This window comes from Sphingomonas sp. DC5200-1 (assembly GCF_049897245.1).
In the GTDB taxonomy this organism is placed as follows: domain Bacteria; phylum Pseudomonadota; class Alphaproteobacteria; order Sphingomonadales; family Sphingomonadaceae; genus Sphingomonas; species Sphingomonas aquatilis.
Genome location: NZ_JAFCVW010000004.1, coordinates 20394 through 33409, shown reverse-complemented (window position 1 = coordinate 33409; position 13016 = coordinate 20394). Strand labels below are relative to the sequence as shown.

The window sequence follows — 13016 nt, the reverse complement described above, 5'->3', positions numbered from 1 at the left end:
GATGCGGATCGTCGACGTCAACGAGATCTACTCGCCGACCGGCGGCGGCGTGCGCACCTATATCGATCGCAAGATCGAGGTGCTGGCGTCGATGGGGCATGAGCTGATCGTGCTCGCCCCCGGTCGCGAGGATCGGATCGAGGAACGACCCGGCGGCGGCGCGATCCACTATATCAAGGCGCCGGGCATGCCGTTCGACGCCAATTACGGCCTGTTCTGGGATGCCGAGCCGATCCACCGTCGGCTCGATGCGCTGGACCCCGACGTCGTCGAGAATTGCTCGCCGTGGCGCTCGGCCTGGATCGTCGCGCAGTGGAAGGGGCGGGCGATCCGATCCTTCTTCCTGCACAACGACAATGTCGAGGCGTATCCGAAGCGCTGGCTCAAGACCTTCGCCTCGGCACCGCGGATCGAGCGGGCGTTTTCGTGGTACGACCGCTATCTGACGCATTGCTTCGACCAGTACGACACGATCGTCACCAACGGCCCGTCGCTGACCAAGCAGCTGGGCGCGCGCGGCGTGCGCGTCGATGCGACGATGCCGCTGGGGATCGAGCGGGCGCATTTCTCGCCCAGTTTGCGTGACGAGGCGCTGCGCGTCGCGCTGCTCCAGCAATGCGGGCTGCCGGCGGACGCGCACCTGCTGCTCGGCGTCGGGCGGCACCATCCCGAAAAGCGCTGGCCGACGGTGATCGACGCGGTGCGCCGCGTCGGCACGCAGGCGCCGGTCGGCCTCGTCATCCTGGGCCAGGGCATGGATACCAAGACGCTGGAACGTCACATCGGCGCCAACCCGCACATCCGTTTGTTCCGCCCGGTCTACGACCGCCGGCGCCTCGCGACGATCATGGCGAGCGCGGACGCCTATATCCACGGCTGCGGGACGGAGACGTTCGGGCTGGTGCCGGCCGAGGCGCTGGCGAGCGGCACGCCGCTAATCGTGCCCGATGGCGGCGGCACCGCGGAAATCGCCGAGCCGTTGTTCGCCGAGGTCTATGTCCAGCGCGACGCGCATTCGTGCGCCGATGCGATCCTGCGGATGCTGGCACGCGACCGCGCCGTGGTGCGCCGCGCGGCCGGCGTCGCGGCGGGCAAGGTGCGCACCGACGAGCAGCATGCGGCGGAGTTGGTCGCGCATTACGCCGGCGTAATCGCGCGCAAGGACGGGATACGGCTCAGCGCTTGAGGCTTCTCCCACGTCACCCCGGACTTGGTCCGGGGTCCACTCCGCGGCGAGGGGACGTTTTGAGCCTCTTGCCACTCCCTTGCGGCCCGGTGGACCCCGGACCAAGTCCGGGGTGACGGGGTGGGTGGGTCGAGGGTTCGTCAGACGATCCATGTGGATCGCGGACTTGTGCCTTGCATGTTGGATCAACCCGAGGTGATCGCCAAGGGCGCTGGGTCGCATTTGCAGCCTAAGCAGGCGGCCTTCTCTCTACGTCACCCCGGACTTGTTCCGGGGTCCACTCCGCGGCGAGGGGGACGGTTTGAGCCTCTTGCCATCCCCTTGCGGCCTTGTGGACCCCGGACCAAGTCCGGGGTGACGGAGGTGAGTTTAGCCTAGCAACTCCGAATAGGCTGCCGGCTTGTGTCCCCCGAACGCCGCGAAGGTCGTCGTGATGCTGCGCATCAGCGCCGGCACGGTCGTGTCGCCCGGATGCACCGCGATGCGCACGTTCCTGGTCGGCTGCAGCACATGCCGCAGTGCGCCCGCGGCGAACAGCGAACTCAATTGCCGCGGCCGGCTGCGGCTCGCCCAGGTGATGACCGGCCCGCGGGCGACGACCTCGCCGCCGGGCTGCCAGACGCGCGCATGATCCTCCGCCAACGCGAAGCCGGCGTCCTTCAGCGCCGCGCGCGCGCCCGGCGAATACAGCCAGGCCGGCGCGATGAAGCCGGTGGCGGCGCGGCCGGTGATGTCCTCGACCAACGCCTTGCCGCGGCGCATGCGGATCAGCGCCTCGGCATGGCTGAGGCCCAGAAACTCGCCTTCGCCCGCGGTCATGTGCTTCGCCTTCAGCGAGGCGGCGGCGCCGGTATGGGCGCTGTCGTCGCGGTGCGTCCAGCCGTGGACGAACATCTCGATGCCCTCGTCCGCCCAGCCACGCAGGCGCGTCGCGAAGGCTGGCGTGATCGGCGCGCTCGACCAATGGTCCGGCACCACCAGCATCGCGAGGCGCCGGCCGACATGGGGGGCGAGATGGTCGAGCAGGCGGTCGACCTCGCCCTCGAAGCGGGGCGAGACGTCGTGGATCGAGGCGAACAGGCGTTTCATCGCAGCCGTTTATAGACGCTGATCGTCTCGTTGCCCATCGGCAGCGCGGCGGCGAGGGCGTAGTCGGCGGCCATCGCCGCCATCACCGCCGCGCGCGCTTCGGGCCGTTCGCCGCCATAGGGCGGGCGCATGACGACGACGGCGGGGCGGGCGGCGAGGATGCGGCGGATTTCTTGCTGCTGGTCGATGCCGGTGGCGCCGGCTTCGCGCGTGCGGGCGAGGTGGCTCGGGACGATATAGCGCGACGGCGCGCAGCGTGCGGTCGAGACGTACAGCATCGTGCTGCCCGAATAGACCCACAGGCACCCCGGCCCGCGCCCGACCGCGGCGCTGAGGGCCGCGAACTGGCGCGCTTCGCCCCGCTCCAGGCGCTGGATGACGAGCGTGATCTGCCCGGCAAGCGCGGCGGTCAGCAGCAGGGCGGGCGTGCGCCAGCGCTGCCAGTCGTCGCGCCCCAGCAGGCCCGCCGCAGCGGCGCAGGCGGGCAACAGGACGGGCAGGCTATAATGGTCGAACCACGGCCGGAACACGATCACGCCTGCGATCGACACCGCGAGCCAGAGTGCGACGAAGCGGCGCGCGCGCGTCATCGCGCTCCGGTGCAGCGCCAGACTGGCGATCGCGACGATCGGCGAGATGACGAGGACGATCTGGCCGAGATTGCCGGCGAGTTCGCCGAGCGGATCGGGGTTGCGGTGAAAGATCGACAGGAAATTGGCGTAGACGAAGGCATCCCATTGGCCGATCGCCGCATAAGCGACAGCGGCAAGCGCGGTGGGTAGCATCGCGAGGGCGATCAGGGCGATGCCGTATCCGACGAGGCCGCTGGGGCTTTTGCGCGTGCGCCAGTCGTCGAAGAGCAGCCACAGGCCGAGGAACAGCCCCTCGAACACCACCGAATATTTGATCTGCAGCGCAACGCCGACCAGCGCCATCGCCGCGAGACCGGCGCGCCGCGTGCCGCGCAGTGCGAGCAGGGCGGCGCCGATCATCAGCAGATTGTAGAAGACCGGCGACTGCCCGCCCTGTCCGCCGAGCAGGTCGAACCAGAGGATATAAGCCAGCGCGCTTGCGGTGGCGCCAGCGGTGAATCCGGCGCGGGTCGCGAGGCGCGCGACGAGCGCCGCGGTGGCGATCAGGCTCGCGAGCGCCATCGCCTGATAGGCCCAGATGCCGGCGGGAAAGCCGAGCCCGGCGGGGAGGGCGTAGAGCAGGAACAGGCCGACGGGCTTCCGGTCCCACACATCGACGAACGGCAGCAGGCCGTGCCACAGCGCGGTGCCGGCGACATAATAGAATTCCTCGTCGACATGGACGACCGGATTGCCGAACGTCAGCGCCCGTGCCGCGATCGCGACGAGGATCAGCAGGGGCAGCCGCAAACGAGGGTTGGTAAGCAGTGGCATGGGCCGCCCCGTTATCATTCCTCCCCCGCCAGGGGGAGGTGGCGCCGCGATAGCGGTGACGGAGGGGGCGGACGCGGTGGGCGTCGTGTTGGTGGAAACGCCCCCTCCACCACGGCCTTCGGCCGCGGTCCCCTCCCTCGCTTCAGCGAGGGAGGACTTAGACGCGCTTCGCCGTCACGAAATAATCGAGGGCGGTCGAATCGCTCAAGGTGAAGCCGGTTGCGGGCGAAAAGCTCAGCCCCGTCACGTCCGTCACCGTCAGGCCGGCGCGGGTTAGCAGGTCGGTAAGTTCGTCGGGGGTCAGGAACTTGTCCCAATCGTGCGTGCCGCGCGGGATGCGGCCGGTGCCCTCCGCCAGCGTGATCAGCGCGAGGCGGGAGAGCGGGGTGCGATTGGGGGTCGAGAGGATCAGCAGGCCATCGTCGTTCAGCGCTTCGGCGAGGCCGCGGACGAAGCCGGCGGGGTCGCTGACATGCTCGATGACCTCGAGGCTGGTGACGAGGTCGAAGCGGCCGGACATGCGTTCGATGCCGGTCGCGCGGTAATCGATGGCAAGGCCGCTCTGCGCCGCATGCGCTTCTGCCACCGCGATATTTTCCGCCGCCGCATCGATGCCGGTGACGGCCGCGCCCAGCCGGGCGAGCGGTTCGGCGAGTAGCCCGGCGCCGCAGCCGACGTCGAGCGCCGCCTTGTCGGCGAGCGGCGTGAAGCTGGTGTCGTCACCGTCCCAGTGCAGGTCGATCGCGGCCCTTATGTAGCGTAGCCGCACCGGGTTGAGCTTGTGGAGCATCGCCGACGAGCCTTTGGGGTCCCACCAGTCCTTCGCCATGCGTCCGAAATGATCGGCCTCGCGGGGGTCGATGGTGGTGGCGCCGGTAATGCCGCCGGAGGGATCGATCGTGCTGCTTGCGCTTGCCATGGCCGCTACCTATCAGGGCGCACCCTTTCACCCAAGGAGTTTGGCGAGACGCGATGGCACGTATCGTGATGAAGTTCGGCGGCACGTCGATGGCCGGGATCGAGCGCATCCGGAGCGTTGCGGCGCGCGTCAAACGCGAGGTGGAGGCGGGCAACGAGGTTGCGGTCGTCGTGTCTGCGATGGCGGGCGAGACGGACCGGCTGGTCGGCTTCTGCCGCGAAGCCTCGTCGCTGTACGACCCACGCGAATATGACGTCGTCGTCGCGGCGGGCGAACAGATTACCAGCGGCCTGCTGGCGATCGCCTTGCAGGCGGCAGGCGTGCAGGCGCGCAGCTGGCTCGGCTGGCAGCTGCCGATCCACACCGACGACGCGCACGCCAAGGCGCGGATCGGCACGATCGAGACGGACGCGCTGCTCGCCAGCATGGCGGCGGGCGAGGTGGCGGTGATCCCCGGCTTTCAGGGCCGATCGGAGGATGGCCGCGTCACCACGCTGGGGCGCGGTGGGTCGGATACGTCGGCGGTCGCGGTCGCGGCTGCGGTGAAGGCGGACCGCTGCGACATCTATACCGACGTCGACGGCGTCTACACCACCGATCCGCGCATCGTGCCGCGCGCGCGGAAACTCGCCAAGGTGACGTACGAAGAGATGCTGGAACTCGCCAGCGTCGGCGCGAAGGTGTTGCAGACCCGATCGGTCGGCCTCGCGATGAAGGAACAGGTCCGCGTTCAGGTGCTCTCGTCCTTCACGGGCGAGGACGCGCCGATGGCGGATACATTGCCCGGCACGATGATCGTCGGCGAAGAGGAGATTGACGACGTGGAACGCCAGCTGATCACCGGCATCGCGCACGACAAGAACGAAGCGAAGATCACGCTGACATCCGTCCCCGATAAGCCGGGCGCGGTGGCCGCGATCTTCGAGCCCCTGGCGGCGGCGAACATCAACGTCGACATGATCATCCAGAATATCGCGCACAACCACGGCTCGACCGACGTCACCTTCACGGTGCCGTCCGCCGATCTGGCGCGGTCGCTGGAGGCGCTGAATCAGGGCCGCGAGGCGATCGGCTTCGGCGAGCTGGTCCATGACACGCGCGTCGCGAAGATTTCGGTCGTCGGCGTCGGCATGCGCAGCCATGCGGGCGTGGCGAGCACGATGTTCACGACGCTCGGCGCGCGCGGGATCAACATCCAGGCGATCTCGACCAGCGAGATCAAGGTGTCGGTCCTGATCCACGAGGACGAGACCGAGCTCGCGGTGCGCGTGCTGCACACGGCCTATGGCCTCGACGCAGAGGCGGCGGCGTGAGCGTCGGCGAAGAGCGCCTGACGCGCCGCATGGCGCGCGGCGCCGCGTTCCTCGGCAGCGAGGTCGCGATCATGGCGGGCGCCATGTCGTGGGTCAGCGAGCGCAACCTCGTCGCCGCCATGTCGAACGCCGGCGGGTTCGGCGTGATCGCGTGCGGAGCGATGACGCCCGAACTGCTCGATGCCGAGATCGCGGGCACGAAGGCGCTGACGGACAAGGCGTTCGGGGTGAACCTCATCACCATGCACCCGGCGCTCTTCGACCTGATCGCGGTGTGCGCCAAGCACAAGGTCGGCCATGTCGTGCTCGCCGGGGGCCTGCCGCCCAAGGGGTCGCTGGAAGCGATCAAGGAGAGCGGCGCCAAGGTCATCTGCTTCGCGCCGACGCTGGCGCTCGCCAAGAAGCTGATCCGGTCGGGCGTCGATGCGCTGGTGATTGAGGGCATGGAGGCCGGTGGCCATATCGGCCCCGTTTCGACCAGCGTGCTCGCGCAGGAGATGCTGCCCGAGATCGCCGAATCGGTGCCGGTGTTCGTCGCCGGCGGCATCGGCCGCGGCGAGGCGATCGCGGGCTATCTCGACATGGGCGCGGCGGGCGTGCAGCTCGGCACACGCTTCGTCTGCGCGACCGAATCGATCGCGCATCCCAATTTCAAGAAGGCGTTCATTCGCGCCAGCGCCCGCGACGCGGTGGCGAGCGTGCAGATCGACCCGCGCCTGCCGGTAATCCCCGTGCGCGCGCTGAAGAACGCCGGCGGCGAATTGTTCACCGCCAAGCAGCGCGAAGTGGCGCAGAGCCTGGACGAAGGCAGCGTCGCGATGGCCGAGGCGCAGTTGCAGATCGAACATTATTGGGCCGGTGCGCTGCGCCGCGCGGTGATCGACGGCGACGTCGAGCACGGCAGCGTGATGGCCGGCCAGTCGGTCGGCATGGTGACCAAGGAAGAGCCGATCGCGGACATCATCGCCAGCCTGATGACGGAAGCGGCCACGGCGCTGGACAAGCGGGCGGCGTGATCGGGGTCATATAATAGGCCCAACCCCTCCGTCACCCCGGACTCGTTACGGGGTCCACTCTGCGGCGAGGGGAATGGCGTGACCCTCCTGCCTTCCCCGTGCGGCCCGGTGGACCCCGGAACCAGTCCGGGGTGACGAAGGAGAGAGGCGAGGTGCCGCTCCATTGCGTAGCGCGCCCTGTCCCGAGCCGTTCGCGGCTCATCGCACCGCTAACGCTTCGTTAACCATCCGACCGCAGAGTCGCCCTCACACGCCGGGGGGCGAAAGGGACGCCGGGACGATGCGCCGTTCGATTGCCATTTCCATGACCGTGCTGGCGCTGCTCGCCGGCTGTGCGACGCGCCGGGTGCAGCCGCCGCCCGTCGTGGCGACGCTGCCCAAGCCCGCCCCCGCGCCGCTGACGATGCCGAAGGGCGCCTATGTCGGCATGCCGATCCCCGCACTGATGGCCGATGGCCGCTATGCGACTCCCAATCGCAACCTCAGTGCCGACGGCGCGGTCTGGCACCTGCGCGCCGCGTTGAACGTCGCGGCGCTAGCTTGCCGCGGTCCCGAATCGGTGCAGGTCGTGGCGGATTACAACACGTTGCTCACCGCGCAGAAGGCGATGCTTGCCTCCGCGCAGACGCGGCTCGCGAGCGAATTCAAGGCGGGTGGTGGCGACTGGCAGGACCGTTACGACGACGCGATGACGCGGCTCTACAATTTCTTCAGCCAGGTGCCGGCGCATGAGGCCTTCTGCAACGCCGCCGCTGCGACGCTGACCGACGTGCAGAGCGTCGCACCCGCAGACTTGCCCGCCTTCGCCGCCGGCCGGCTCGCCGTGCTCGAAAAGCCGTTTACCGATTTCTACGCGGCCTATGACGCATGGCGCGCGCAACAGGCCGCGGCGACGCGGATGGCGAGCGTGACGTCGTTCACCCCGCGCCCGCTGGTCGTGCAGGCGGTGCCGGCCGCGACGCCGGCGGCGCATCCGCGCCTCAAACTGGACCCCAGTGCCTTCGCCGATGCCGGCACCGTCACGCAATAAGGCGGTGCGCAGGCGCGGCTAAGGGTTTCCCCTAGGGCCGGGTTGGGTTAACGCCGCCTCGCAATGGACGAGGGATGCATCGACCAGCCCGCGGGTGGACGGTTCGAGGGGCGCGAGCACCTTTTCCCGCTGCGCGTCTATTTCGAAGACACCGATCTGTCGGGGGTCGTCTACCACGCCAATTACCTGCGCTACATGGAGCGCGCCCGCTCCGACATGCTGCGCGTCGCCGGGATCGACCAGCGTGCCGTTCATGAGGCGGGCGAGGGCGCCTATGCGATCGTCGACCTCGCCATCCGCTATCGCGCGCCCGCCAGGCTCGACGACGCGCTGATCGTCGCCAGCCGCGTGATCCGCGCCAGCCCGGCGAGCGTGGTCATTCATCAAACAGTCAGGCGCGGTTCGCTTGTGCTGACCGAAGCTGAGGTCACGGCGGCGCTCGTCGCGCCATCGGGACGGCCGAAGCGTCAACCGGCCGACTGGCTCGCCATCTACCAACGCCTGATCTGGCAGGGGACCAATTCATGAATCCGGTGTTCAACATGGATGCGGCGACGCTGTCGCCCGTCGCACTGTTCCTGCAGGCGGATATCGTCGTGAAGGTCGTGATGCTCGGCCTGCTCGGCGCCAGCATCTGGACCTGGGCGCTGATCATCGCCTTCTGGCGGCGGCTGGGCCGGATCCGGAAGGGCATGGCCGGCTTCGAACGCGATTTCTGGAAGGCGGAGGATATCGACGCCTTCTACAAGGCGGAAAGCGACAAGGACCTGCCGTCGGCGCGCGTGTTCGTCGCGGGCGTGAAGGAATGGCGCCGCTCCACCGCGGGCGGCACGATCGACAAGAACGGCACGCGCGAACGCCTCGCCACCGCGATGGGCGCGGCGGCGGCGGGCGAGATCGACCGGATCGGCGACCGGCTCAACATCCTCGCGACGATCGGATCGGTCGCCCCCTTCGTCGGGCTGTTCGGCACGGTGTGGGGGATCATGCGCAGCTTCACCGGCATAGCCCAGGCGCAGAATTCGTCGCTCGCCGTCGTCGCGCCGGGCATTGCCGAGGCGCTGTTCGCCACCGCGATCGGCCTGTTCGCGGCGATTCCGGCGGTGATCGCCTACAACCGCTTCAGCCACGGCGTGAACCGGATCGAGGCGGCACTGAACCGCTTCGCCGACGGCTTCCACACCACGCTGTCCCGCCAGCTGGACGGTTCGCGGTGAGGGGCGTCGCGATCCAGTCCTCCCTCGCTTCAGCGGGGGAGGGGGACCATGCGCAGCATGGTGGAGGGGGGCCGCCGTGGAACGGCGGCTACGCCGCCGTCCCCTCCACCACGCTCTGTGAGTGCGGTCCCCCTCGCCCGCTAAAGCGAGGGAGGCATTAACGATGGCGATGAACCTCCCCTCGCAGCGCGGCCGCGGCCGGCGCGCGCCGATGGCGGACATCAACGTCACGCCGCTGGTCGATGTGATGTTGGTGCTGCTCATCATCTTCATGGTGACAGCGCCGCTGCTGACCGCAGGCGTGCCGGTGAACCTGCCCGACAGCCGGGCGAAGGCGCTGGACCAAGACCAGAAGCCGGTGCAGCTGTCGCTCGATGCGCAGGGCAAGACGTACATCGATGACGAGGAAGTGAGCGCCGCGGCGCTGCCGCAGCGGCTGGAGCAGATCGCCGCGGTGCAGGCGGGTGGCCAGCCGCCGCAGGTGTTTCTGCGCGCCGATCGCGCGCTCGATTACGGGCAGGTGATGCGCGTGATGGGCGAGCTGAACCGTGCCGGGCTCAACCGCGTGTCGCTGCTGACGGTGGAAGGCGGCGAGCAGAACTAATGGATCGCGTCGAGAAGGTCGGACTGGGGATCGCGGTTGCGGGGCACATCGTGCTCTTCGGCCTGCTGTCGATCGGCTTTCTCGCTACGCCCAATCCGGAGAAATTGCAGCAGACGCCGATGGAGGTCAGCCTCGTCAAGGATGTCGGGCTGGAAGCGACGGCACCGCAATCGGTGACGCCCCCGGCGCAGTCGGTCGCGCCCGATGCCGGCGAGCCGGAGGATGCCGCCGCGCCTGCCGAGCCCGAACCCGCCGCAGAACCGGAACCCGCGCCGCCCGAACCCAAGCCGGCGCCGCCGCAGCCCAAGCCCGAACCGAAACCGGCGCCCAAGCCCGCCCCCAAGGCGGAGCCGAAGCCGGCAAAACCCGAACCCAAGCCGCAGCCCAAACCGAAACCCGCGCCGGTAAAGGCCGCGCCGAAGCCCCGCCCCGTCGCCGAGGCGGCGCCCAAACCGGCCGCGAAGCCCGCGCCCGCCAAAGCCGCGGCGAAACCCGCCGCCGAACCGGCGAAGGCCGGGACAGGCAAGTCGGCGAGCGCCGCCAAATCGTCCGCCGCGAAGGGCAGCGGTAGCAGCGAAACCGCCAAGGCGGCACGTCCACGCGGCTCGCGCCTGGGTGACAACTTCCTCGCCGGGCTGACCAGCGAGAAGTCGACCAGCACCTCCACCGCGCCGCGCGCCGCCAAGATCGATGCGCGGGCGCTGGCCGGGATCATCGACGCGATCGAACGCCAGATCCGGCCGTGCGCGATGCGACAGGTCAATCCGGGGCCGGGTGCGAACGAAATCCTGACGGTGCTCGACCTGCGGCTCAACGAGGATGGCTCGCTCGCGGCGACGCCGAAGATGGTACGCCAGTCGGGCATCACCGACGAGAACGAGCGGTATAAGCAGCGCGTGATCGATCTGGGGATCGCCGCGTTCAAGGGCTGTTCGCCGCTCAAACTGCCACCCGAATATTATTCGACGCCGTCGGGCGGATGGAACGCGATCCGCTTCAACTGGAAATTGCAGTGACGGCACCGGCTCCACCCACTCCGTCACCCCGGACTTGGTCCGGGGTCCACTCTGGGGCTTGGGGAGTGGCAAGCCGCTCCAGCGTTGCCCATGCGGCTTGGTGGACCCCGGACCAAGTCCGGGGTGACGAAGTGGAGGCGGAACCGATAGCGTGCGAATCGAATGTGAGAGGATGGTCATGATCCGGTCGTTGCTGGTCGCGCTGAGCGTTACCGTTGCCCTGCCTGCGCTAACCCTGCCTGCCCTCGCGCAGCAGGCGCCCGTCCCGGCGCAGTCCGCCACCGCCGCCCCGGCGCCGCAGGATCAGGCCGCGCCTGCCGGGCAGACGCCCGCACCGCTGGAAGTGTCGGTCACGGGCGGCGTCTCCGCACCGATGCCGATCGCCATCCCGGCCATGCCGACAGCGGAGGTGGTCGATACGCCCGCGGGCCGCACCGATGCGCTTGGCCGGCAGATGGCGGACATCATCGCCAACGACCTGCGCAATTCCGGCCTGTTCACGCCGCTCGGCGCCAACCAGCTGCGCCCGGTCGGCTTTCAGGAAGTCAACGCGCCGGCCTTCGATTACTGGGGCGGCACGGGGGCGCAGGCGCTGGTGCAGGGTTTCGTGCGCGCCAATGGCGACGGCAATCTGACGATCGGCTGCTATCTGTACGACGTCTTTTCGAAGATCGAGCTGAAGCGCACCGGCTTCGTCGTCGCGCCGTCCGACTGGCGGCGCGCCGGGCACAAATGCGCCGACATGGTCTATGCGCGCCTGACCGGCGAAGGCCCCTATTTCGACAGCCGCGTCGTCTATGTCAGCGAAACGGGCCCTAAGGCCAAGCGTATCAAGCGCCTGGCGATCATGGACCAGGACGGTGCCAATCACCGCTTCCTGACCAACGGCCAGTCGATCGTGCTGACGCCGCGCTTCGCGCCGAACCAGCAGTCGATCGTCTTCATGAGCTATGAAAACGACAAGCCGGCGATCTACGTCTACGACCTCGGTTCCGGGCGTCCGCGCCGGGTGGTGCAGAACGTCAGCCTTACCTTCGCGCCGCGCTTCTCGCCCGATGGTCGCTGGATCCTGTTCTCGATGGCGCAGAACGGCAACACGGACATCTACCGCGTCTCGGCGCAGGGCGGCACGCCGCAGCGGCTGACCACCTCGCCCGGCATCGACACCGGCGGCAGCTATTCGCCCGACGGGTCTAGAATCGTGTTCGAGAGCGACCGGTCGGGCGGCCAGCAGATCTATGTGATGAATGCGGATGGCTCCGGCCAGCAGCGAATCAGCTTCGGCGGCGGGCGCTATGCGACCCCGGTGTGGAGCCCGCGCGGCGACCTGATCGCCTTCACCAAGCTGGGTGGCAATTTCCGGATCGGCATCATGTCCCCGTCTGGCAGCGGTGAAAAGATTCTGACCGATGGCTGGCAGGACGAAGGGCCTAGCTGGTCCCCCAATGGCCGCGTCATCACCTTCTACCGCTCGACGCCGGGCAGCTCGGGCAAGGCCGATCTATGGATGGTCGACCTGACCGGTCAGGTCGAGCGCAAGATTCCGACGCCGCTCGACGGCTCGGATCCGGCCTGGGGACCTTTGCGGCCCTGACGCGTTTTCGGCAGGGGTGTTTCGGGGGCGAAACGATCACCAACGGAGTCACGACGATGACCAAATTGACCAACATCCTGTTGACCGGCGCGGCGCTGGCGTCGCTCGCCGCCTGTGCGCACAAGCCCAAGCAGCTGCCGCCGCCCCCGGTCGACAACACCGCCGGCCTCAATACCGCGCCGCCCGCCAACACCGGCCCGGTCGATGGCGCGATCGTGCCCGGTTCCGACGCCGACTTCCGCCGCTCGGTGACGTCGAACACGGTGCTGTTCGGCACCGACCAGAGCGACATCGACGCCGACGCGCGTGCGATCCTCGACAGCCAGGCGGCGTGGATGCAGCGCTATCCCAACGTCCGCGCGACGATCGAGGGCCATTGCGACGAACGCGGCACGCGCGAATACAATCTGGCGCTGGGCGATCGCCGCGCCAATGCGGCCAAGAACTATCTGGTCGCCAAGGGCATCGATCCGTCGCGCCTGACCACGATCAGCTATGGCAAGGAACGCCCGGTTGCGCTGGGTTCGGACGAGGCGGCCTGGGCGCAAAACCGCCGTGCGGTAACGGTCGTCCTGAACTGACGCACCGAGGGGCGCTCCCCTCCCGGGCCCGATGGGCCGCTGACG

At 68.7% G+C, this 13016-nt stretch carries 13 protein-coding genes; 10 read left to right on the top strand and 3 right to left on the bottom strand.

The features are described 5' to 3' along the window. Window position 1 precedes the first annotated feature (1 nt). The gene (locus tag ACP7A3_RS09125; RefSeq protein WP_426255370.1) at window positions 2-1186 is read left to right on the top strand and encodes a glycosyltransferase; all 1185 of its coding nucleotides are present in this window, start codon (window positions 2-4) and stop codon (window positions 1184-1186) included. Window positions 1187-1555: 369 nt separating this feature from the next. On the opposite strand, the gene ACP7A3_RS09120 is transcribed toward ACP7A3_RS09125, so the two are convergent. From ACP7A3_RS09120 to ubiG, 3 genes are all read right to left on the bottom strand, one after another. After that, window positions 1556-2275 (bottom strand): DUF2334 domain-containing protein, encoded by a 720-nt coding sequence (locus tag ACP7A3_RS09120; protein ID WP_426255369.1) that lies wholly within the window; start codon window positions 2273-2275, stop codon window positions 1556-1558. After that, complete coding sequence (locus ACP7A3_RS09115; protein WP_426255368.1) at window positions 2272-3681, bottom strand: hypothetical protein; 1410 nt, start codon at window positions 3679-3681, stop codon at window positions 2272-2274. Before ACP7A3_RS09115 ends, ACP7A3_RS09120 begins: the two co-directional genes overlap by 4 nt. Before the next feature lie 157 nt (window positions 3682-3838). Continuing rightward, complete coding sequence (gene ubiG / locus ACP7A3_RS09110) at window positions 3839-4600, bottom strand: bifunctional 2-polyprenyl-6-hydroxyphenol methylase/3-demethylubiquinol 3-O-methyltransferase UbiG (RefSeq protein WP_426255367.1); 762 nt, start codon at window positions 4598-4600, stop codon at window positions 3839-3841. Between the two features lie 53 nt (window positions 4601-4653). Between ubiG and ACP7A3_RS09105 the strand changes: the two genes are divergently transcribed. The 9 genes from ACP7A3_RS09105 to pal all read left to right on the top strand — a co-directional run bounded on the left by ACP7A3_RS09105 (window position 4654) and on the right by pal (window position 12971). Continuing rightward, window positions 4654-5913, top strand: coding sequence for an aspartate kinase (locus ACP7A3_RS09105; RefSeq protein WP_017980650.1), 1260 nt, complete (start codon window positions 4654-4656; stop codon window positions 5911-5913). A 29-nt stretch (window positions 5914-5942) separates the two neighbouring features. Further along, window positions 5943-6929 carry an NAD(P)H-dependent flavin oxidoreductase gene (locus tag ACP7A3_RS09100; protein WP_426255655.1) on the top strand — a complete coding sequence of 329 codons (987 nt, stop codon included), beginning with the start codon at window positions 5943-5945 and terminating at the stop codon, window positions 6927-6929. Between the two features lie 280 nt (window positions 6930-7209). Further along, window positions 7210-7959 carry a hypothetical protein gene (locus tag ACP7A3_RS09095; RefSeq protein ID WP_426255366.1) on the top strand — a complete coding sequence of 250 codons (750 nt, stop codon included), beginning with the start codon at window positions 7210-7212 and terminating at the stop codon, window positions 7957-7959. A gap of 63 nt (window positions 7960-8022) precedes the next feature. Continuing rightward, on the top strand, window positions 8023-8487 hold the full coding sequence (locus ACP7A3_RS09090; protein ID WP_017980653.1) for a YbgC/FadM family acyl-CoA thioesterase: 465 nt from the start codon (window positions 8023-8025) through the stop codon (window positions 8485-8487). Beyond that, the gene (gene tolQ / locus ACP7A3_RS09085; protein WP_017980654.1) at window positions 8484-9176 is read left to right on the top strand and encodes a protein TolQ; all 693 of its coding nucleotides are present in this window, start codon (window positions 8484-8486) and stop codon (window positions 9174-9176) included. Before ACP7A3_RS09090 ends, tolQ begins: the two co-directional genes overlap by 4 nt. 163 nt (window positions 9177-9339) lie before the next feature. Continuing rightward, window positions 9340-9780, top strand: a complete 441-nt coding sequence (tolR, locus tag ACP7A3_RS09080; protein ID WP_294314678.1) for a protein TolR — start codon at window positions 9340-9342, stop codon at window positions 9778-9780. Further along, window positions 9780-10796 (top strand): cell envelope biogenesis protein TolA, encoded by a 1017-nt coding sequence (locus ACP7A3_RS09075; RefSeq protein WP_294213993.1) that lies wholly within the window; start codon window positions 9780-9782, stop codon window positions 10794-10796. Before tolR ends, ACP7A3_RS09075 begins: the two co-directional genes overlap by 1 nt. A 178-nt stretch (window positions 10797-10974) precedes the next feature. Then, window positions 10975-12390 (top strand): Tol-Pal system beta propeller repeat protein TolB, encoded by a 1416-nt coding sequence (gene tolB / locus ACP7A3_RS09070; RefSeq protein WP_426255365.1) that lies wholly within the window; start codon window positions 10975-10977, stop codon window positions 12388-12390. 56 nt (window positions 12391-12446) lie between these two features. Then, window positions 12447-12971 carry a peptidoglycan-associated lipoprotein Pal gene (gene pal, locus ACP7A3_RS09065; RefSeq protein ID WP_017980658.1) on the top strand — a complete coding sequence of 175 codons (525 nt, stop codon included), beginning with the start codon at window positions 12447-12449 and terminating at the stop codon, window positions 12969-12971. Window positions 12972-13016: the final 45 nt, after the last annotated feature.